The 21,059-nt window shown below is 64.9% G+C and carries 13 protein-coding genes and 1 tRNA gene; 10 read left to right on the top strand and 4 right to left on the bottom strand.

Annotated elements, in window-relative coordinates; all coding sequences use genetic code 11:
* Position 1: 1 nt before the first annotated feature.
* Genes H0A72_RS04650 through H0A72_RS04640 form a run of 3 tightly spaced genes read left to right on the top strand, consistent with a single transcriptional unit; the run spans position 2 to position 3,392 of the window.
* Positions 2 to 1,885, top strand: coding sequence for an ABC transporter permease (locus tag H0A72_RS04650; protein ID WP_180153882.1), 1,884 nt, complete (start codon positions 2 to 4; stop codon positions 1,883 to 1,885).
* Positions 1,882 to 2,661 carry an ABC transporter ATP-binding protein gene (locus H0A72_RS04645; protein ID WP_180153881.1) on the top strand — a complete coding sequence of 260 codons (780 nt, stop codon included), beginning with the start codon at positions 1,882 to 1,884 and terminating at the stop codon, positions 2,659 to 2,661. Before H0A72_RS04650 ends, H0A72_RS04645 begins: the two co-directional genes overlap by 4 nt.
* Positions 2,658 to 3,392, top strand: coding sequence for an ABC transporter ATP-binding protein (locus H0A72_RS04640; protein WP_180153880.1), 735 nt, complete (start codon positions 2,658 to 2,660; stop codon positions 3,390 to 3,392). The genes H0A72_RS04645 and H0A72_RS04640 overlap by 4 nt, the downstream gene beginning before the upstream one ends.
* Positions 3,393 to 3,434: 42 nt before the next feature.
* On the opposite strand, the gene H0A72_RS04635 is transcribed toward H0A72_RS04640, so the two are convergent.
* The gene (locus H0A72_RS04635; protein WP_180153879.1) at positions 3,435 to 4,736 is read right to left on the bottom strand and encodes a phospholipase A; all 1,302 of its coding nucleotides are present in this window, start codon (positions 4,734 to 4,736) and stop codon (positions 3,435 to 3,437) included.
* 116 nt (positions 4,737 to 4,852) lie between these two features.
* On the opposite strand from H0A72_RS04635, the gene H0A72_RS04630 reads away from it, so the two are divergent.
* Positions 4,853 to 4,929 (top strand) — tRNA-Arg (locus H0A72_RS04630).
* Positions 4,930 to 4,962: 33 nt separating this feature from the next.
* Here H0A72_RS04630 and H0A72_RS04625 read toward each other — a convergent pair.
* Both H0A72_RS04625 and H0A72_RS04620 read right to left on the bottom strand, forming a co-directional pair.
* Positions 4,963 to 5,652 carry a response regulator transcription factor gene (locus H0A72_RS04625; protein ID WP_180153878.1) on the bottom strand — a complete coding sequence of 230 codons (690 nt, stop codon included), beginning with the start codon at positions 5,650 to 5,652 and terminating at the stop codon, positions 4,963 to 4,965.
* A gap of 21 nt (positions 5,653 to 5,673) precedes the next feature.
* On the bottom strand, positions 5,674 to 7,569 hold the full coding sequence (locus H0A72_RS04620) for a sensor histidine kinase (protein WP_180153877.1): 1,896 nt from the start codon (positions 7,567 to 7,569) through the stop codon (positions 5,674 to 5,676).
* A 262-nt stretch (positions 7,570 to 7,831) separates the two neighbouring features.
* Here H0A72_RS04620 and H0A72_RS04615 point away from each other — a divergent pair, with 262 nt between their 5' ends.
* Together H0A72_RS04615 and H0A72_RS04610 are read left to right on the top strand one after the other, a co-directional pair.
* Entirely contained in the window at positions 7,832 to 12,295 is a 4,464-nt protein-coding gene (locus tag H0A72_RS04615) for a beta strand repeat-containing protein (RefSeq protein WP_180153876.1), read from the top strand.
* 319 nt (positions 12,296 to 12,614) lie between these two features.
* Positions 12,615 to 15,200 carry a glucose/quinate/shikimate family membrane-bound PQQ-dependent dehydrogenase gene (locus tag H0A72_RS04610; RefSeq protein ID WP_180153875.1) on the top strand — a complete coding sequence of 862 codons (2,586 nt, stop codon included), beginning with the start codon at positions 12,615 to 12,617 and terminating at the stop codon, positions 15,198 to 15,200.
* 160 nt (positions 15,201 to 15,360) lie between these two features.
* Here the strand turns inward: H0A72_RS04610 and H0A72_RS04605 are convergent, their stop codons facing one another.
* Positions 15,361 to 16,581 carry a trans-sulfuration enzyme family protein gene (locus H0A72_RS04605; protein ID WP_180153874.1) on the bottom strand — a complete coding sequence of 407 codons (1,221 nt, stop codon included), beginning with the start codon at positions 16,579 to 16,581 and terminating at the stop codon, positions 15,361 to 15,363.
* Positions 16,582 to 16,718: 137 nt separating this feature from the next.
* Here H0A72_RS04605 and H0A72_RS04600 point away from each other — a divergent pair, with 137 nt between their 5' ends.
* From H0A72_RS04600 to H0A72_RS04585, 4 genes are read left to right on the top strand one after another with little or no spacing between them, the layout of a single operon-like run.
* Positions 16,719 to 17,438 carry a GntR family transcriptional regulator gene (locus H0A72_RS04600; protein WP_180153873.1) on the top strand — a complete coding sequence of 240 codons (720 nt, stop codon included), beginning with the start codon at positions 16,719 to 16,721 and terminating at the stop codon, positions 17,436 to 17,438.
* Positions 17,435 to 18,727, top strand: coding sequence for a malonyl-CoA decarboxylase domain-containing protein (locus H0A72_RS04595; protein ID WP_180153872.1), 1,293 nt, complete (start codon positions 17,435 to 17,437; stop codon positions 18,725 to 18,727). The genes H0A72_RS04600 and H0A72_RS04595 overlap by 4 nt, the downstream gene beginning before the upstream one ends.
* Positions 18,718 to 19,524, top strand: coding sequence for an enoyl-CoA hydratase/isomerase family protein (locus H0A72_RS04590; RefSeq protein WP_180153871.1), 807 nt, complete (start codon positions 18,718 to 18,720; stop codon positions 19,522 to 19,524). Before H0A72_RS04595 ends, H0A72_RS04590 begins: the two co-directional genes overlap by 10 nt.
* 1 nt (position 19,525) lies before the next feature.
* Positions 19,526 to 21,058, top strand: a complete 1,533-nt coding sequence (locus H0A72_RS04585) for a malonate--CoA ligase (RefSeq protein ID WP_246436774.1) — start codon at positions 19,526 to 19,528, stop codon at positions 21,056 to 21,058.
* Position 21,059: the final 1 nt, after the last annotated feature.

Genomic DNA, 21,059 nt, shown 5'->3' with positions numbered 1-21,059 from the left:
CATGCAGCCGGCAGGGTTCATCGTCCAGTTCCTGAACGGGCTGGCTGAAGCCTCTTCCCTATTCCTGGTCGCGGCGGGGCTTTCGCTGATTTTCGGCGTCACCCGCATCGTCAATTTCGCCCATGGCTCCCTTTACATGCTGGGCATCTATGTCGCCTACACGCTGGTCCAGGCCTGGGGCGACGGGCCGGCGGGCTATTGGCTGGCGATCCTGTGCGCCGCGCTGGCGATCGGCCTGCTGGGGGCCCTGGCCGAACTGCTGCTGCTCAGGCGCATCTACAAAGCGCCCGAAATGTTCCAGCTGCTGGCCACCTTCGCCCTGGTCCTCGTTTTCAACGACATGGCCATGTGGCTTTGGGGGCCGGACGACCTCCTGGGGCCGCTGGCCCCGGGCCTGGACGGCTCCGTCCGCATCCTCGGCCGCTATCTTCCCGTCTACGACCTGGCCATGATCGCCGCGGGGCCGCTGGTCCTGCTGCTGGTGTGGCTGCTGTTGACCCGCAGCCGCTGGGGCACGCTGATCCGCGCGGCCACCCAGGATCGTGAAATGCTGGGCGCGCTGGGAGTCAACCAGGCCTGGCTGTTCACCAGCGTGTTCGCCCTGGGCGCCTTCCTGGCGGGGCTGGGCGGCGCCCTGCAGATTCCCCGCCAGCCGGCCAGCCTGACGCTCGACCTGGGCATCATCGGCGACGTCTTCGTGGTGGTCGTGGTGGGCGGCATGGGCTCCCTGCCGGGCGCCTACCTGGCGGCGCTGATCATCGCCCAGCTCAAGGCGCTTTGCATCGCGCTGGGCGTGGTGGAGCTGTTCGGCCTCAGCATCGCCTTTCCCAAGCTCACCCTGGTCGTCGAATTCATCTTCATGGCTTTCGTCCTCGTCTTCAAGCCCTGGGGCCTCATGGGCAAGCCGCTGCCGCTGATGCGGCACGCGGCCTCGGCCGAGCCCACTTTGCGGCCCGGCGGCCCGGCGTTCCGGCTGGCCGCGCTCGCGCTCGTCGCCGCCGCGGCCGCGCTGCCCCTGCTGTCGGCCACGCTGCCGTACGCCACGGTGCTCGCGCAGGACATGCTGGTGGCGGTGCTGTTCGCCGTCAGCCTGCACTTCATGATGGGCCTGGGCGGCATGCCGACTTTCGGCCACGCCGCCTACTTCGGCATCGGGGCCTACAGCGCCGCGCTGCTTTTCAAGGCGGCCGGCCTGGGCATGGCGGCGTCCATCGTCGCGGCGCCCGTGGTGGCCGGGCTGGCCGCCATGGTGTTCGGATGGTTCTGCATACGCCTCACCGGCGTCTACCTCGCCATGCTGACCCTGGCCTTCGCGCAAATCATCTGGTCCATCGTGTATCAATGGGACGACGTCACGGGCGGCTCCAACGGCATCGTCGGGATCTGGCCGGACGACTGGCTGGCCGCGGGCCGCTATTACTACTTCAGCCTGGCCGTGGTCGCGCTGCTGGCGCTGTGGGTCAGGCGCATGGCGTTTTCGCCCTTCGGCCAGGCCTTGCGGGCCGTCCGCGACTCCTCGTTGCGCGCCGATGCGCTGGGCATGGACGTCAAGCGCATACAGTGGACCGCGTTCGCGATCGCGGGCCTGCTCGCCGGCGTCGCGGGCGCGCTGTACGTATTTTCGAAAGGCAGCACGTCGCCGGAGGTGATCACCGTGGGCAAGTCGGTGGACGGCCTGGTCATGGTGCTGCTGGGCGGCATCCAGAGCCTGTCCGGGCCCATCGTCGGGGCGGCGAGCTTCACCGTGCTCCAGGATTATTTCGTGGGCGTCACCGAATACTGGCGTGCGCTCTTCGGCGCCGTGATCCTGCTCATCGTGCTGGCGTTCCCGCAGGGAATCGCCGGCGCGTTCCAAGGGCGGCGGGCGTGGGGGGCGAAGGCATGAGCCTGCTTTCCGTCAGAGGGCTGACCAAAGACTTCGGCGGCAACCGGGCGGTCGACGGGGTGAGCTTCGACCTGCGGCCGGGCGAACTGCTGGCCCTGATCGGCCCCAACGGCGCGGGCAAATCCACCACCTTCAACATGGTCGGCGGGCAATTGCCGGCGTCGGCCGGTTCGGTGAAGCTGAACGGTGCCGAATTGCTGGGCCTGCCTTCCCGCCGGATCGCGCAGCTGGGCGTGGGGCGCACCTTCCAGATCGCCGCCACTTTTTCTTCTTTGACCGTGCGCGAGAATGTGCAGATGGCGCTCCTGGCCCACCATCGCAAGGTGTTCTCCTTCTGGCGCAGCGCCGCCCGGCAGTACGCGGCGGAAGCCGACGCCTTGCTCGGCCAGGTGGGCATGCGGGAGCAGGCGGCCCGCCCCTGCAGCGAGCTCGCCTACGGCGACGTGAAGCGGGTGGAGCTGGCCATGAGCCTGGCCGCGGCGCCCACGCTGTTGCTGATGGACGAGCCGACGGCGGGCATGGCGCCCGCCGAACGCAATGCCCTGGTCGGCCTGGTGAAGCAGCTGGTGACGGAGCGCAATCTTGCGGTGCTGTTCACCGAACACAGCATGGACGTGGTGTTCGCCTATGCCGACCGGGTCATCGTGCTGGCGCGCGGCAGCCTGATCGCGCAAGGAAGCGTGGACGAGGTGCGGCGCGACGCCAAGGTCCAGGAGGTGTATTTCGGCACCGGCAAGACTTTCGGCGCGCATGCGCAAGAGGCGGGCCCGGCATGACGGAAACGCGGCCTTTGCTGTCGGTGTCGGGCCTGAACGCCTGGTATGGCGCGGCCCATATCCTGCACGACATCGGCCTGAGCGTGGCAAGGGGCGAGGTCGTGGCCTTGATGGGCCGCAACGGCGCCGGCAAGTCCACCACGCTGAAGGCCATCATGGGCTTGCTGGCGCGGACGCGGGGCGATGTGCGGTTCATGGGCCGTCCTCTGCACGGCCTGCAGCCGTACCAGATCGCGCGGCTGGGCCTGGGCTATGTGCCCGAAGACCGGCGGGTGTTCACGGACTTGACCGTGGCCGAGAACCTGTCCGCCGGCAGGCAGCCGCCGCGTGCCTGGCCCGATGGCTCGCCGGGCCTGAACTGGAGCCTGGACGACGTGCTGGCGCTGTTTCCCGCCCTGGCAGGCATGCTGGACCGGCCGGCGGGGGCGATGAGCGGCGGCGAACAGCAGATGCTGACCGTCGCCAGGACCTTGATGGGCAACCCCTTCCTGCTGCTGCTCGACGAGCCTTCGGAAGGGATAGCGCCGGTCGTCGTCGAGCAGATGGCGGACATGATTCTGGCGCTGAAGGCGCGGGGGGCCAGCATTCTGCTGTCGGAGCAGAACATCCACTTCGGAAGGCTGGTTTCGGACCGCGCCTACGTCCTGGAGAAGGGGGAGATCCGCTACGAAGGCAGCATGTCGGCCCTGGCCGGCGACGAGAGCGTTCGCAGGGCGTATCTGGCGGTTTAGGGGCGTGCCGAATGCGGCGGCGCGCCGGCAGTTACGTGCCGGTCACGGAACCAGCGCGATCCCGATGCGCACCTGCGAACCGCTCTTGTGATCGTAGCCCAGCAGCGTCTCGCCATACCCCTTGAAATACTGCACGTGCAGATACCCGTTCATGTTCAGGAAAGTGCGCCGCAGCGGCCACGCCGCCTCGATCTGGGTGGTATTGTGGTTGCCGTGGCCATGCCGGTACAGGCCCGTCAGCACCAGGCCGTTGTCCTGCGCCCAGCGCAGCTTCCAGTCCACGTGGCCCGCATAATCGGCATAATCCGGATTGTTCCGGGTGCCGAAGTAACCCTTCAGCCTCGGGGCGAAAGTCAGCGTGCTGCCGCCGCTGAAACGGTAGTTGAACTCGGGCTGGATGTAGGCGAAATTGAGCGAGCGCGAATCATTGCCGCTCTTGCCGTTGGATTCGTGCTCCACACCGCCCGCCAAGCCCAGGAACCAATCGTTCTGGCGCGACCGCCAGAGCGCGTCCTTGCGCCAGAACAGGCTGGGCTTGAAGGAAGTGTCCACGAAAGGATGGGAATCGGAATGCAGGTCCCAGAGCGCCGTTTGCGTATAGCCCAGGTACAGATGGTCGATGAACTGCGGATTGTTGGGGTCGTTCGGCGTGAAGATGCGGTACTTGAAGCTGACCTGATAGCGCGCATTGCGCCCGCCCTTGTTGCCCACGTCGAAATAGATCGGCTCATAGGCGGACAGCGAGCTTCTGAAGGTTTCGAAACCGGTGGACTGGGCCGCGGTCGCGGTGCTGCCGCCCACGGCCGGCCCTTGCGTTGCCGATGCGCCCACCGCCGAGACGACTCTCGGGGGCAGGGGAGGATCCCGGTCTCGCAGACCGCCGGCGCCGGCGTCCACGACCGGCACGTCGGCCGTCGTGCCGGCGATCACGCTTTTGTCCAGCGGCGTGGCGTCCAGCGCCAGCAGCGTGGATTCCCCTTCGACGTTCACCGCCTGCAGCCCCTTGACGCCGCTGGGCACGATGGCGCGCCATGAAAGCTTCACGAAGTTGTTCACCGGCACATTCACCGGATCGCCGTCGCCTTCCAGGTAGGCCAGGCTGCGCACGGCATGCCCGTTCTGGTCGCGCCACTGCAGCACCAGGTTCTTGGGCGTGCGCCAGGTCATGGCGCTGTCCGTGTCATTGAACAGCACCGCCCGGATCGTGACGGCGTCCCCCGCGACGGCGTGGGTCTGGTCCAGCTGGTAAGTGATGCCCGCCGACGCCGTCGCGGCGGCGCCCAATGCGGCGGATGCGGCGATGGCGCGGAGTGCGTGCTTATTGTGCTTGGACAGGAAACTCATGGCGTGTTGGTGTGATGAAACGATGGAAACTGTAGCATTCATCGTCGAACGGAGCGCTACGTATTGTAAGCGCCGGACGCGCGGGGCCGATGGGGTAAAATGCGCGGATTCAAATTGCGGCAGTAGCTCAGCTGGATAGAGCACGGGCCTTCTAAGCCCGGGGTCGGGGGTTCGAGACCCTCCTGCCGCGCCAATCACCGTGCCCGGCGCGTGCTTCGGCGCGCGGTCAAATCGTCTGGATCGGCAGGCAGAATTTGTAGCCGCTGTTCCTGATGGACCTGATGCTTTCGCCAGCATAGCCGCAAGCCTGGATTTTTCTGCGCAGCTGGCTCAGGCGGGCCTGCATGCTTTCCTGGCTGATGCTTCCGCTGCCCGGGCTCATCTGCGCGGCCACCTGCCAGCGCTCCAGCGTGTTTTCATTCGCCGAGGCGAACGCGGACAGCAGGCGGGCTTCGGACGCCGAGACCTTGCACGAGCCGGCGGAACCCCTCAGCACCAGGGCATGCCTGTCCAGGACCAGCCCTTGCGATGGCGGGTCCATGTGCCGCAGGCGCTGTCCCAGCGCCTGCAGGGCCAGCAGCAATTCCTTGGGGTCCACCGGCTTGGGCAGGTAAATGTCCGCGCCGGACTCATACCCCTTCAGGCGGTCGTCCAGCAAGGTACGGGCGGTGGTGATGACGATGCCCACCTTCGGCTGCGCTCGCCGCAGGCGGGCCGCCAACGATAAGCCGTCTTCCCCCGGCAAAGTCAGATCGATCACATAGATGTCGGGCGGTTGCGGGAACGGGGTGTCGTCGATGTCCTCGGCACAGGCAACGCCTGTCGCCCGGAACCCGTTGTGCGCCAGCATTTCCACTGTCGCGTCACGCAAGGCGTCGTTGTCTTCAACCACCGCGATCAATAAACGGTCTGTCATGCGGCCATTCTTCCTTTCGCTTTACCGGCTGCCATGGGTCGAAAGCCTGAAACGTATCCTTTCATCATCGGGAGCGTACATCACGCCGGCCCCGAGCATCTGCGCCAGCTCCTGGACGATGTACAGACCCAGCCCGGAGCCCGAGCGATAGCCGGCCTGGGGGCTGCGATAGTATTTGTCGAACACGTGTTGCGCGTCGGGCCGTCCGGCACGCCCGACCATGTTCTCGATTTCGATCAGCCACTGATCGGGACGGTCCGCCAGCTCATAGCGCACCGTGACCGGCGACGCCGGAGGGCTGTACTTCAAGGCGTTATCGAGCAGATTGCGCAGGATCACGGCCATCAGGCCCGGGTCGCTTTCGATTTCCCTCGGCCGGCCGGCCGGGCGCTCGATCGCCACCCGGCCTCGTTCGGGGAGCTCGCCGAGGGCATGGTCCAGGATCTGCTCCAGCGAACATCGCTCATGGCGCACGATGGTGGCTTGGTCAGCGAGGCGCCCGGTCTGCACCACCCGGTCGATCACGCCGGCCATTTCCTTTATCGACACGTCCATGCGCTGCGACAACGGCTGCGGTATGGCCTGGTTGTCCAGCAGCATGCGCAGCGTGGCCAGCGGCGTCTTGAGCTCGTGCCCCATCATGGCCAGCAAGCGTTCGCGATCCAGGCGGTGCGCTCTTTCCTGATCCGCCCGCTGCTCACTGGCCTGCGCCTTGGTCGCCTGAGCCTGCTGGTACAGCAGGTGCAGGTGGGCCCGGTACAGGAGCATGACGATCATGAGCAGGCCTGAGCTGAGACTGTAGAAAAGCACGATGTAAAGGCTCAGCTCGGGAGCCGCGATCAAGCCCAGGGAGGGGGCGGCGGCAAACAGTGTGAAGGCCAGTGTCAGCACGAAATACCCCACCACCCAGGGCTTGGGCAACTTGCCTTCCGCTCTTGCGTCGGGAGGCGAGCGGCTCAGGAGGGCCATGACGAGCAGGAGGGTGGGAACCACGAGGATCAGCCTCATGTTGCCTTCCAGCGCTTCCATGACCCGCCCGCTGGCCAGCAGCGCCAACAGCGCCGCGAACACGAAAAGAATGCCGCCGATGACGCGGCTGCGCCAGCGCGCGTGACCGAGTTCATTCAGCAGGAACTGCGCAAAGAGAACCGCCAGGCCCGAAGCGCCGATGCCGACCACGCTCGTCAGCATGTCCAGGCTGGCGGGGCTCACGATGCCATCCAGCAGCAGTCTGGTGTAGCCCAGCGTGCTCCCGCCGAAGACCAGGGCGGTGGCCTGATGAGCCACGAAGCATGCGACCAGCGGCTCGGGACGCAGGACCAGTTGGATCACGCCCCACAGGATGAACAGGCCCAGCAGGCCCAGATAAAACGACCCCGCCATATCGAGGATGCCGTTGCTTACGGCCAGATCCATGCCGTTGAGCACTTCAAAACGTGCCATGCGGGTGCTGGTGGTCTCCAGCCTGAGCCAGATGTCGCGGGGGGCCGAGCCGGCGGGCAGGCTGAACGTGAAGCGGGTCGAGTGGGCGGACTGGATCGATATCGGGTAGCGGTCGCCGATGGGTCCCTGGCGGCTGGGCTGCTGCGCGGCGTCGTACAGCACCAGGTCATCCAGGTAGGCGGGACGGATGCGCAGGTACAGGGACTCGTCGGCCGGCGTGCCGGACGCGGAAGGATCGATGCGCAGCCTGACCCAGATGGGCGCCTTTCCGTAGCCGCGGGCCAGCACCCCGGAAAACGGGGTCATGGCCTGCTGCCGGACCTCGGCCCAGCTCATGCGCCCCGTGGTGTCTTCGAACCAGGCTTGCGACACGATGTGGTCGGTGGCGGCGGCGCCGGCCGAGGCGGCCGCCCCGAGGCACAGGAGCACGATGCAGAGGACATGGCGCCATGCCCGCATTGCATGGTCCTTCATCCGAAGCTGTCCGCCTGGAACGCTGAGAGCGAGGTGGCGTTGTAACAAAACCATGGTGGCCGGCGCAGTACACAGGAAAAAGGGAGGGCGGAAATTGTAGCGGAGAGCCAACGCTTTTTTAAGGTGCCTTAATGTTTCCGTTTTTGCGATTGGTAAAACGCGGGCATGGCGTTCCCGGATGTCGTACATGCGATGGAACGCATTCATGCAGCCACGCCGGCGGGCCGGCCCGCCGGCTACCCCATTGATTCAGGAAACTACCATGGTAACTTCGCTACCCTTCAACGCAAATTGGTATTTATTGCGGAACCCCGACGTGGCTGCCGCGGTCCGGGCGGGCCTGACCGACGCGGAAACCCATTTCCAGACATTTGGGCGCGTTGAAGGGCGCAGCGGGTCGCCGTTGTTCGACGTCGAATACTATCTCGCGAACAACCCCGACGTGGCCGCCGCGGTACGCGCCGGCACGCTGACCCCATGGGACCACGCCCTGATGTTCGGCATAGCGGAAGGGCGGCTGCTGAGTCCGCTTTTCGACGAGGACTTCTATGTGCGGCACAACCCCGATGTCGCCCAGGCCATCGCCAGCGGGCAGATGGCATCGGCGGTGCAGCATTTCGTCTTGTTCGGGCACAGGGAAGGGCGGCCCATCAGTCCCTACCTGGACCTGGGAAAATACTTGAACGCCAATGCCGACCTGCAGGGGCCGTTCGCGTCCGAAGGCCTTTCGCCTTTCGTGCACCTGATGGAATACGGTATTGCCGAAGGCCGCGATCTCGGAAACGGCGTGAAGCTGTCCAATTTCGGCAACGATCCCGCGTTCGCGCAGGCGCTTGCTAATGGCGATTTCGCGCAAGCCTGGGCGCGTGTGGCGGTCGTGTCCCCCTTCATGCCGGGCTTTGAGCGCCCAGCCGGATGGGTCCCGTCCGCCAACGCGCCGATTCCGGTCGACTTCCGGGCGCCGGCGGGTTCCGGGCTGAAGCTGATCGTTCCGCCGGAAGTGATAGTGCCGGATGGGGTGATCCTGTCCGACCAGGTGTTCCTGCTGGACAACAAGCCGACACCCGGCGGCGGTGGCTCGACCGGGCCCACGTTCACCGTGGTGCCGGATCAGGACGGCGTCCTGATCGTGTCGTCCGGCAACGGCAACGTCACCATCACGGAAAGCAATGGCAATTATGTGTTCACGCCGGCCAACGGCAACCCCGTGGCTATTCCGAAGGGCGTCACCAAAGGCATCATCGTCAATGGCGTGAGCGTGGTGGCGGAAAGTGCGATTCTGAACGGCATCATCGCCAACGCGAATGCCGCTACCCCGTCAATCGACCCCGCCATTACGGGCCCGGTAACCATCAGCGATATGATTTCGGCGACTGAAGCCAACACGATCGCCGGGAAGATCAATGGTGTGGTCACGGCCACCCTGGAGCCGGGAAGCTTGGCCAGTTTCAACGGCATCGAGGCGGGCAACAACTTTACGATCACGCTGAACGACCCCGCCGGGACCAACATGCCGGCGACAGACTTGAGCGCGCTGGGCGGCAAGACCACGGGGCCTGTGACCATCACCAACGCGGTGGTCATTGGCGGAACGGCAGCTGAAATTGCCGCGGCACTGGTGACCCCGGATACCCGCGTCTCGGCTCCGAATTCCGTCGTCAATATTTCCACCGCCGCCAATACCGTGGTCGACGCTGCCACGCTGCGCGCCATCGGCGGCGCCACATCGGGCACCGTCACGGTAGCCGACTCACAGAATATGACAGTCAACGGCTCGGTCGCCGATGTGAAGGCCGCCCTGCTTGAGGCCGACACCAAGGTGGAGGCCCCCTCGGCGCATGTGACCCTGACCGACGCCGTGGTCAGCGTGGCCGATGCCAATGACATCGCCGCGGCAACGGGCGGCATCGTCACCGCCACGCTTCAGTCGGGGCCTTTGACCAGCTTTGATAGCCTTGCGGAAACCAACAATGCCTACACCATCACGGTGAACGACGACGCGGGCACCCAGATGTCGGCGACGGCACTCAGCGCGCTTGGCGGCAAAACCACCGGGGATGTCACCGTGAGCAACGCGGTCGCCATTTCCGGAACGACAGCTGAAGTTACTGCTGCGCTGGTCACCCCGGCCACCTGTGTCAGCGCCCCGACGGCTGTGGTCACGATAACTGACACAGAAGCAGGCACGGCGACCACACCTTTGCTGGCGTCCGACCTGAGCGCCATTGGGGGAAAAACCACCGGCACCGTGACGGTCCTGGAAGCCGTCACGATCACCGGCACGGCTGCGGATGTCAAGGCAGCCCTGATCGCTGACGACACCAAGGTGATCGCGGGAACGGCCAAGGTCCAGATCAGCGACATGATCCCGGTAACGAGCGCCGATGACATCAATGGCATCGCTGCTGCAACGAGCGGTGTCGTCACCGCCAGCCTGGCGGGCGAGCTCGCCATCTTCAGCGAGCTTGCGGAAACCAATAACGCCTACACCATCACGGTGAACGACGGCGCCGGCACCGAACTGAATGCGACGGCACTGAGCGCGCTGAGAGGCAAGACCACTGCGCCGGTCACCGTCGCGAATGCCGTCACGATCACCGGCAACGCTGCGGAAGTGAAGGCAGCCCTGGTCACCAACGATACCAAGGTGACTGCGGGGACGGCCAACGTCCAGGTCAGCGGCATGATCCCGGTAACGAGCGCCGTTGACATCAATGATATCAATGGCATCGCTGCTGCAACGAACGGTGTCGTCACCGCCGCGCTCGAGGGTGCGCTGGCCAGCTTCGCCGGCCTTGCGGAAACCAATAATGCCTACACCATCACGGTCACAGATGCGTCCACCGCTACCCTGACCGCAACGGCGCTGAGCGCGCTGGGAGGCAAGACCACAGCGCCGGTCACTGTCACGAATGCCGTCACGATCACCGGCACGGCCGCTGAAGTGACGGCGGCGCTGGTGACAGAGGCCACCAAAGTGATCGCGACGGCGGCCAGCGTCACCCTCAGCGGCACCACAACCGCAGCCCAGGCCAACCTCATCGCCGCTGCAACGGACGGTATCGTCACCGCTACGCTCGTGGGCGCGCTGTCCGACTTCAGCGGGCTTACGGAAACCAATAATGCCTACACCATCACGGTGAACGATTCCGCCGGCACCGGACTGAATGCGACGGCACTGAGCACGCTCAGGGGCACAACCACGGGAACCGTCACGGTTACGAATGCCGTCACGATTTCCGGCACGGCCGCCGAACTGACCGCCGCGCTGATCACCGAGGCGACGAGAGTCATCGCCTTGACAGCGAACGTCATTGTGAATGGCGCCGTGGATGCCGGCGAGCTGACCGCCATCCACAACGCGACCAACGGCACGGTGACGGTACAGGGTACGCCGGGCCCGGACACCTACAACCTTGCCTCTTTTGCGGCCGGCCACCTGACCATCAACGGACTCGCCGGCAACGACGTGATCAATTCCGGCAATGGCAACGACGTTATCGACGGCGGCGATGGTGACGATGATATTAATGGCGGCGCAGGCAATGACACCATCCAGGGCGGCGCGGGCAACGACATCATCACTGGGGGAGGAGGCAATGATACGTTGACCGGTGGCTCGGGTAACGACACCTTCAGGGTGGACGCGGGTGCCGACACGATCACCGATCTGGCCACGGGCGACATTCTGGTGGTTTCGAATTGGGCGGCAGCCACGGCGAACAATGTGTCTCATTTCATTGCGACCAATGCAACTACCCAAGGGTGGTCTGCTGTGCTGAATGCGGCCGCTGCGGGTGCCACCATCGATGTATCGTTGTCAACCGGTGGCGGCTATGCCTTGAATGGTGGCGCTGCAGCAGACACCTTGGTTGGCAGTTCGAGCGATGACCAGATTACGGGGGGTGGAGGCGATGATACGTTGACTGGTGGCTTGGGTAACGATACGTTGACGGGTGGCTTGGGTAACGATACGTTGACTGGTGGCTCGGGTAACGACACCTTCAAGGTGGACGCGGGGTCCGACACGATCACCGATCTGGCGACGGGCGACATCCTGGAGGTTTCGGCGGGTGCGACAGCAACGGCGAACAATGTGACTGCTTTCGTTGCGACCAATGCAACTGTCCAAGGGGGAACTGCGGTGCTGAATGCGGCCGCAGGGGGCGCCACCATCAATGTATCGGCGTCAACGGGTACTGCAGGTTATACGCTGAATGGAAGTGCTGCAGCAGATACCTTGGTCGGTAGCGCACGCAATGACTGGATTACGGGCGGTATGGGTGCCGATCGAATTAACGTAGGTGCTGGTACCGACACAGTGGTGTTGCGCGGCGGCCACTCAGGCGCAAATAATGCAACAGGTTCGTCCGTGAATACCTCTGGATTTGATATCTATACCGGTTTGGGTACTGGTGATAAGCTGGAAATCTATCTTGATACCACTAATAACCGCTTTTGGTCCGTGCATGCATCGTCTACGGATGTATCCGGTGTAGGGGAGGGGCTCAAGTTCACTCGCGGGATCTACGATTCCGGTAGTAACCAGTTCACAGCAGGGGGATCCGGTACTGATACGTTGTTGACTTATGATTTGTCGACTGTACGAGGGGCGGGGCGGGTTCCTGAATACGAAGCGATTGTCCTCGTTGGTTTCGTGGGGCAGTCAGATGAAGGGGCGACAAGCTCCGGTCGTGGGGCAACCATTACTCTGGAGAACTTGTGACCTGATCTGGTCGCCCCGACCGAAGAAGCCGTTGTGGCGGCACATCCCGGCGCGGGGTGGCGGCCGTGTCCCCCTTCATGCTGGGCTTTGAGCGCCCAGCCGGATGGGCCCCGTCCGTCAACGCGCCGATTCCGGTCGGCTTCCGGGCGCCAGCGGGTTCGGGGCTGAAGCTGCCGGCGATGGCACCATCTATGGCGGCGAGGGCGACAATCATTTTCGTCATGGCCTGAGCTTGCCGTCCGGCTCCAGGTACTGAACTTGCTGCTCGGCATCAACGCCGAATCCCCATCCAGCGAGCAAGTGCCAAGGAGAAGAACCCATGCGAAATACTCGAAGGAACGCCGCCTTGTTGGCGGCGGTGTTCCTGAATGCCCTGTTCGGCATCGTTTTGATCGTTGGCGGCATATGGCTCATCGCCGTAGGCGGATCGTGGTATTACGCCTTGGCGGGTGTCGCGCTCCTGGCCACAGCCGCGCTGTTATTTCAGCGCAAGGCGTCAGCCTTGTGGCTCTACGCCGCGCTGGTGCTGGCGACCCTGGCGTGGGCTCTGTGGGAAGTGGGCCTGGACTGGTGGCCGTTGGCGGCACGCGGCGATATTCTCTTCCTGCTCGGGCTGTTCCTGCTGACCCCTTGGGTCACACGTCCGCTGCTTCGCCAAGTTCGAACGACCTCCGAAGCGCGCGAGCAAGACGCGCGCGCCGCAAGGCGGGCCGGCCTGCCATTGATGGCCTCCTTGCTGCTGTTCCTGATCGTTGCCATCGCATCCTGGTTCGTCGATCCGCATCGCATCGAAGGGACGTTGCCTGGCGTCCGGAACCAAGCGGCCGCAAATTCCCTGGGGGTACCGCCCGGAGAATGGCATGCATATGGGCGGACCAGCCATGGCCAGCGCTACTCGCCCCTCAAGCAGATCACCCCGGATAACGTGTCCCGGCTGGAAGTCGCCTGGCACTACGAAACGGGCGACGTGCGCGGCCGTGAGGGTGATCCGGTGGAGACGACCTTCGAGGTCACACCTTTGAAGATAGGCGAACGACTGTATCTGTGCACGCCGCACCAGTCGGTCATCGCGCTGGACGCGACCTCCGGGAAGGAAATATGGCGCTACGATCCGCAGATACGGGGTGAGCTGGCATTGCAGCACCTGACCTGCCGTGGCCTGTCTTACTATGATGCGGCGAAGACCGGCATGGCGACTGATGTCGCTGTAGGCGGCTCCCAAGAAGGATCGGGCAATGAGAACGCGGGGCGGGATGGGGGCCGTTCGGAAACTGGCGATCGCGCCGCCGGCTCCGCGCCGTTGGCCGATCGGCGGGCCGGCGCGGCGACGTCATTGCAAGACCTGAACCTGCCGGTGGCGGCCGAAGATGGAACGACGACCGACCGGTGCGCCGCCAAATTGTTCATGCCTACCGCCGACGGGCGGATCATTGCGCTCAACCCGGACGATGGCGCGGTATGCGCGAATTTCGGGGGCGGCACGGGGCAGATCAATCTGTGGGCCAATATGCCTAACGCACGGCCTGGAGGCTATTATTCGACCTCGCCGGTCGTGGTGACACGGTCGTTGATCATTGTCGGCGGCACCGTACTGGACAATGTATCGACCCACGAGCCGGCGGGCGTCATTCGCGCCTACGATGTCAACTCCGGCGAGCTCGTGTGGAACTGGGATCCAGGCAATCCAGAAAGCACTGAGCCATTGGGCCCCGGCGAGACCTACACGCCCTCGACGCCCAATAGCTGGTCGATTTCCAGCGTGGACGAGGCTTTGGGCATGGTTTACGTGCCCATGGGCAATCAGCCGCCGGATCAATGGGGGGGCGAGCGCACCGAAGCCGCGGATTCCTATGCGTCCGCGGTCGTGGCGCTGGATCTGGCCACGGGACGCGTGCGCTGGCGTTTTCAGACCGTGCACCATGACCTGTGGGATTACGACGTGCCGTCTCAGCCCAGCTTGATCGACCTGACCATCGATGGCCGGAACGTTCCGGCTCTTGTGCAGCCCACCAAGCAAGGCGAGCTGTTCGTGCTGGACCGGCGCAATGGCGAGCCCGTCCTGCCGGTCGTCGAGAAACCTTATCCCCAAGGGGCGGTGCAAGGCGACCGGACCGCGCCTACGCAGCCCGTGTCGGCGCTATCGTTTGATCCCGCGCCGCTGACGGAGGCGTCGATGTGGGGCGGCACCCTCTTCGATCAACTGGCTTGCAGGATAGAATTCCGGAAATTGCGCTACGACGGGCGCTACACGCCGCCGAGTACGGAAGGAACGCTGGTGTATCCGGGCAACTTCGGCGTATTCAATTGGGGCGGGATCGCTGTGGACCCTGAGCGCCAAGTTGCCTTTGCCACGCCCACCCACCTTGCTTTCGTTTCCCAGCTGATTCCGCGCGAAGACGACACCACGCTCTATGTGCAGGGCGATGAACGGCCGCAAGACAGCCTGCCCGCGTTGAACGAGAACTTCGGCGCGCCGTTTGCCGTGAAGCTCAGTGCTTTCACCTCGGCGCTCGGGCTTCCTTGCCAGGCGCCGCCCTGGGGTTATGTGGCGGGGGCCGACCTGACGACGGGCGAGGTCGCCTGGATGCATAAAAACGGCACGGTCCGCGACAGCTCACCGATTCCACTGCCGTTCAAGATGGGCGTGCCCAACCTGGGCGGCCCCATTATGACGGCCGGCGGCGTGGCCTTCTTGTCGAGTACGCTGGACTATTACCTGCGCGCCTACGACGTCGCCACGGGCGAAGAATTGTGGAAGGCTCGTTTGCCCGCGGGCGGCCAGGCTACGCCCATCACTTATACCGGCTCGGACGGCAGGCAATACGTAGTGGTCGCGGCAGGCGGCCATGGGTCCTTGGGCACCAAGGCCGGCGATGACGTTATCGCCTATGTATTGCCTTCCTAAAGGCCGGCTGATGCGAGTCGAAGGGCGCGATGCTTGCGTCTTCTATAAATGATAGCTATTCTCAATATGGTCGGCTATACTGCCTTTGCGATTTAGTAGATTTGAGCTAATGCCTTGCCCCGTAGGGACCCCTCTACGGGGTTTTTTCTTGGCCGTGGGGTCAGATCCCGGCGGGGTCCGGCTCCAAGGCTTGCGCCAGATCGGCCTTCAGGTCGTCGATATGCTCCACGCCCACCGACATGCGGATGAAGTTCGGTTCGATGCCGGCGGAAATCATCTGCTCTTCGGTCATGGTGCCCGCCCACATGGCGGCGGTGTGGACGGCCAGGGTTTCGACGCCGCCCAGGCTGACGGCGTGAGTCGCCAGCCGCAGGGCGGAGACGAAACGGGTGCCGGCCTGGAAGCCGCCTTTCAGGCTGAAGGCGATGACCGCGCCGTAGCCGCTCATCTGGCGCCGGGCCAGCTCATGCTGGGGATGGCTGGCGAGCCCGGGGTAGTAGACCCGCTCCACCGCGGGATGCGTTTCCAGCCATTGCGCCAGCGCGAGCGCGTTGGCGTTGATGCGTTCCATGCGCAGGGAAAGCGTGCGCAGCCCGCGCAGCAGCAGCCAGGCGTCCATCGGCGAGAGCACGGAGCCGAGCGTGACGTGCATGCTCCATATTTTCTCCGCCAGTTCCTCGCTGCAGCAGACGGCGCCCGCGGTGATGTCGTGATGGCCGCCGAAATACTTGGTCGCGCTATGCACGACGATGTCTATGCCGAGGTCGTGGGGTTTCTGATTCAGCGGGGAGGCAAAGGTGTTGTCCGCGATGGTGAGGATGCCGCGGGCGCGCGCCAGGGTGGCCACGGCTGCGAGGTCGGTGAGCGTCAGGGTGGGGTTGACGGGGGTCTCCACCATGATCAGCCTGGTCTCGGGCCGGATGGCCGCAGCGAGTTCGTCCAGGTCGGTCTGGTCGACGATGGTCGAGGCGACGCCGAAGCGCGGCAGCACTTCTTCGAACAGTTTCGAGGTGCTCATGTAGTGCCGGCGCTGGGCGATGACGTGGTCCCCTTGCTTGACCAGGCCCAGCACGGTGGTGCTGATGGCGCCCATGCCGGAGGCGGTGAGCAGGGCGGTTTCGGTGCCTTCGAGCGCGGCGATGACGGCTTCGACTCGTTTATGGACGGGATTGCCGTAGCGGCTGTAGAAGCCGGGGTGCCGGGGGGTGTTGGCCATTTCGGCGAATTCTTCGGGGGTGTCGGCCCGGAAGGTTGCGCTGTAGTGGATGGGGGCGACGACCGATGTGTCTGTCGCCAGGTGGGCGTCTTGGTGCAGGAGAAGGGTTTCCTGGCGCCAGTGCTTGCCGGGGTCTGTGCCTGGGTGGGCGTTGTTGCGGCTCATGGCCGGGTGCTCCGTCGAGTGGTTGAGAATGGGGATACGGAACGATGATACGCCTGTGCTTCGGCTGCCGTCACACTTGTATTCATCGAAAAAACTGCCATAATTATGAATTATGAGGTCCAGACACCGAGGCAGGCATGGCAACCCGTATCGTCCAGCAGGTGCTTTACCAGGAAGTGGCCGACCGCTTGCGCGCCATGATCCAGGCGCATGAGCTCGAATCCGGCGAATGGATAGACGAAGTCCGCCTCACTCGCGAACTCGGCATATCGCGCACCCCGCTGCGCGAAGCGCTCAAAGTGCTGGTGGCCGAAGGGCTGCTCAGGCTCGAACCCCGGCGCGGCTGCTTCGTCAACGAGCTGTCGGCGCGCGACATGGACGACATCTTCCCCCTCATGGCCATGCTCGAAGGGCGCTGCGCCTACGAGGCCGCCCGGAAAGTCACCGAAGCCGACCTGCTCCGCCTCGAGCCCCTGCACGCCCGCCTGCAAGAACACGCCGCCGCGGGCGACATCGACGCCTACTACGCCTGCAACGCCGTCATCCACGAAGAAGTCCAGGCGCTGGCGGACAACCGCTGGCTGTCGGACCTGGTCGACCACCTGCGCAAGCTGCTCAGCCTGTCGCGCCACAAAAGCCTGGCGCTGCCGGGGCGCATCAAAGAATCCTGCGCCGAACACATGGCGATTTTCGCCGCCCTGAAGGCCCGCGACCCCGACGGCGCGGAAGCGCTGACGCGCAAGCACTTGCTGCGCCAGCTGGACGCCCTGCACACACTGGACGAGCGCGCGGCATCGTCCAGGCAGGACAATGTTGCGCAATTGTTGCCGCGCGCATCTGGAGTCAAGACATCATGACGGTCACCGACGTGAAAAAGCTACCCGCCCCGCAGCCCGAGGCCGAGGCCGAAAAAGCCTCCGAAAAGGAAACCGAGGGGCTGATCGCCCGCCTGGGGCGCTGGCTCGAGCGCGATCACCTGCCATTGCAGACGGACGTCCTCTCGCTCTTCACGGCGCGCATGACCGACGTCGCGGCCAACCGCAAGGCCAAGCAATGGAGCCAGCGCTATCTGGCCGCCGACGCCAAGGAAAGGCGCGCCTTGCTGGCCGGCCTGGCGCAGGCCAGCGCCGGGCTGGAGCCCCGGGAAGACAAGGGCCTGCGCCTGTTCCGCCGGCTGTACGCGCAGGCCGACAGCCTGCACCTGCTGGTCGAGCTCCGGGCCGACATGCTGCGCTGGCGCAACCAGGTGGCCGGGCTGACCGTGCTCGAGCGCGAGCTGGAAGGCCTGCTGTCCAGCTGGTTCGACGTCGGCATGCTGGAATTGCGGCCGATCACCTGGGATTCCCCGGCGTCCCTGCTCGAAAAGCTCATCCAGTATGAAGCGGTCCACGAAATCCGCTCCTGGGACGAACTGCGCCACCGCGTCGCAAGCCAGCGCCGCTGCTATGCCTTTTTCCACCCCCGCATGAGCGACGTGCCGCTGATTTTCGTCGAGATCGCCTTCGCCGCCGAAATGGCCGGCGACGTCCAGATGCTGCTGGATCCCGCCGTGCCGGCGGGCGATCCGTCCAAGGCGCGCTGGGCGATCTTCTATTCGATCTCGAACACGCAGCCGGGCCTGCGCGGCATCAGCTTCGGGAATTTCCTGCTCAAGCGCGTGATCGACCAGTTGCTCATCGAGCTTCCCAAGCTCAAGTCCTTTGCGACCCTCTCGCCCATACCCGGCTTCGTCGACTGGCTCGGCAAGCAGGACGGCAAGGCCATCCATGAATTGCTGCACGACAAGGCCGACCGGCAGAAAGCGCTGGACGACCCCAAGGCCGGGCAGGCATGGGTGGAGCGCCTGCAGGCTGCGGCGGCCGGGAAGGCCGGCGACGCCGTGCGCAAGTCCGGCCTGCGGCTGGTGGCGCATTATCTCAAGTCCATGAAGAACGGCCAGCCGCTGGACCCGGTGGCGCGCTTCCATCTGGGCAACGGCGCGCGCATCGAGCGCATCAACTGGGCGGCCGATTCCTCGCCCAAGGGCATTGCGCAGTCCTGCGGCATAATGGTCAATTATCTGTACGAGCTGGACCAGCTGGACGACAACCTCGCCCTGCTGGCCGCGGGCAAACCCAAGACCGGAATGAACCTCAGATGGCTATGAATCCGCAAGGCCCGGCGGGCGGCCGCATCCTGACGGAACTCCGGGGGCGCGCCGCCTACGTCACCCTCAGCCATCCGGGCCGGCTCAACGCGCTGACCATCTCCATGTGGCGCCAGCTGGAACAGATCTTCGGCCGGCTGTCGTCCGACGCCGGCCTGCGCTGCGTGGTGCTGTCCGGGGAAGGCGGGAACTTCGCCGCCGGCGCCGACATCGGCGAGTTCCCCACCGAACGCGCCGACACGGACGGTGTCATGCGCTACCACCTGCAGGTGATCGCGCCGGCGCTCAGGGCGGTTGCGGCCTGCCCGCACCCCGTCGTGGCCCGCATCGAAGGCGTCTGCGTCGGGGGCGGGCTCGAGATCGCCAGCCAGTGCGACTTGCGCATCGCGGCCAGGTCCTCGCGCTTCGGCGTTCCCATCAACAAGCTGGGTTTCCCCATGGCGCCCGACGAAATGCAAGGCCTGCTGGCGCTTGCCGGGCGGGCCGCGACGCTCGAGATCCTGCTCGAGGGCAGGGTCTTCGGCGCCGACGAAGCCATGGCCAAGGGGCTTTTGACGCGCGTGGTGCCCGACGCCGACCTGGACGCCGATGTCGGCCGGCTGGTCGCCCGGCTGGAAAAGGGCGCGGCGATGGCGGCGCGCCTGAACAAGCAGATGGTGGCCCGCCTCAGTGCGCGGCCGGAACCCTTGTCCGAGGCGGAGCTGCGCTCTTTTTTCAGTTATGCGCCCAGCCGCGATCACCGCGAGGGCGTCGACGCATTTTTGGCTGGCCGCGAGCCAGTGTTCTCAGGAGATTGAATTGGAAGGCAATGCCAACTTGTACGCTTTGCTGGCTTCAGGGTTTCCGGCCGACCGTTCGGCGGTCGCCATCGAAACGCCGGACCGCACCTACAGCTGGAACGACATCGACGAAATAAGCGCGCGCTTTGCGTCTCTGCTGCGCACGCTCGCTCTGCCGGCAGGCGCGCGCGTCGCCGTCCAGGTTGAAAAATCGCCCGAAGCGCTGATGCTGTACCTGGCCACCTTGCGCGCCGGCCTGGTGTACCTGCCTTTGAACACGGCCTACCGCGCGGCGGAAATCGAATATTTCCTGACCGATGCCGAGCCTTCCGTGGTGGTCTGCGACAGCAAGAACCATGAATGGATTGCCGCGCTGGCCGAGAAAGCCGGCACCCGCCATGTGTACACCCTCGACGAGGACGGCACGGGCAGCCTGCCGGTGGCGGCCGCCAGCCAGCCGGCCGATTTCGACACGGCGCGCAGCGCTCCGGACGACCTGGCCGCCATTCTGTATACCTCGGGCACCACGGGGCGCAGCAAGGGGGCCATGCTCAGCCACCGCAACCTGTCGTCCAATGCGCAGGTGCTGAAAGAATACTGGGGCTGGCGCCCCGACGACGTGCTGCTGCACATGCTGCCCATCTTCCACGTGCACGGCCTGTTCGTGGCGTCGCACGGGGCCTTGCTGGCGGGGGCGCGCATGATCTGGCTGCCCAAGCTCAACATAGACCAGGCCCTGCATTACCTGCCGCGCAGCACCATCATGATGGGCGTGCCCACTTATTATGTCCGTCTGCTGGCGGATCCCCGCTTCACCCGCGAAATCTGCGCCAGCATGCGCTTGTTCATTTCCGGTTCCGCGCCCTTGCTCATGGAAACCTTCACGGAATTCCAGCAGCGCACGGGCATGACCATCCTCGAGCGCTACGGCATGAGCGAAACCATCATGCTCACGTCCAATCCCTACGATGAATCGCGCGGCAAGCGGCTGGGCGGCACGGTCGGCGAGCCCTTGCCGGGGGTGTCGGTGCGCGTGGTGGACGACCAGGGCAAGGAATTGCCGCCGGGCGAAATCGGCAACGTGCAGGTCAAAGGCCCCAATGTCTTCTCGGGCTATTGGCGCATGCCGGAAAAAACCCGCGAGGAATTCACCGGCGACGGCTGGTTCCGCACCGGCGACGTCGGGCAGTGGGGCGGCGACGGCGTCCCCGACCGCTACCTCACCATCGTGGGCCGCAGCAAGGACTTGATCATTTCCGGCGGGTTTAACGTCTATCCCAAGGAAATCGAACTCTTCATCGACGCCATGCCCGGCGTGGACGAATCCGCGGTCATCGGCGTGCCGCATCCCGACTTCGGCGAAGCCGTGGTGGCGGTGGTGGTGCCCAAGAAAGGCCATACCCTGGATGCGGCCGGCCTGCTCGCCCAGCTCAAGGCCGGCCTGGCGAATTTCAAGGTGCCCAAGCAGCTGCACGTGGTGGCGGAGCTTCCCCGCAACACCATGGGCAAGGTGCAGAAGAATGTGCTGCGAGAGCAGTTCAAGAAGGTGTAGG

The sequence above is a fragment of the Parapusillimonas granuli genome, from assembly GCF_013416525.1.
Taxonomy (GTDB): Bacteria; Pseudomonadota; Gammaproteobacteria; order Burkholderiales; family Burkholderiaceae_B; genus Parapusillimonas; species Parapusillimonas granuli.
The sequence above is the reverse complement of the archived record's forward strand: the minus strand, read 5'-3'. Positions and strand labels throughout refer to the sequence as shown.

Coding starts and splice junctions, on each gene's coding strand:
- H0A72_RS04615 (WP_180153876.1), top strand. CDS start 7,832: ATGGTAACTTCGCTACCCTTCAACGCAAATTGGTATTTATTGCGGAAC.
- H0A72_RS04640 (WP_180153880.1), top strand. CDS start 2,658: ATGACGGAAACGCGGCCTTTGCTGTCGGTGTCGGGCCTGAACGCCTGG.
- H0A72_RS04605 (WP_180153874.1), bottom strand. CDS start 16,581: ATGAGCCGCAACAACGCCCACCCAGGCACAGACCCCGGCAAGCACTGG.
- H0A72_RS04645 (WP_180153881.1), top strand. CDS start 1,882: ATGAGCCTGCTTTCCGTCAGAGGGCTGACCAAAGACTTCGGCGGCAAC.
- H0A72_RS04650 (WP_180153882.1), top strand. CDS start 2: ATGCAGCCGGCAGGGTTCATCGTCCAGTTCCTGAACGGGCTGGCTGAA.
- H0A72_RS04635 (WP_180153879.1), bottom strand. CDS start 4,736: ATGAGTTTCCTGTCCAAGCACAATAAGCACGCACTCCGCGCCATCGCC.
- H0A72_RS04595 (WP_180153872.1), top strand. CDS start 17,435: ATGACGGTCACCGACGTGAAAAAGCTACCCGCCCCGCAGCCCGAGGCC.
- H0A72_RS04600 (WP_180153873.1), top strand. CDS start 16,719: ATGGCAACCCGTATCGTCCAGCAGGTGCTTTACCAGGAAGTGGCCGAC.
- H0A72_RS04610 (WP_180153875.1), top strand. CDS start 12,615: ATGCGAAATACTCGAAGGAACGCCGCCTTGTTGGCGGCGGTGTTCCTG.
- H0A72_RS04625 (WP_180153878.1), bottom strand. CDS start 5,652: ATGACAGACCGTTTATTGATCGCGGTGGTTGAAGACAACGACGCCTTG.
- H0A72_RS04590 (WP_180153871.1), top strand. CDS start 18,718: ATGGCTATGAATCCGCAAGGCCCGGCGGGCGGCCGCATCCTGACGGAA.
- H0A72_RS04620 (WP_180153877.1), bottom strand. CDS start 7,569: ATGAAGGACCATGCAATGCGGGCATGGCGCCATGTCCTCTGCATCGTG.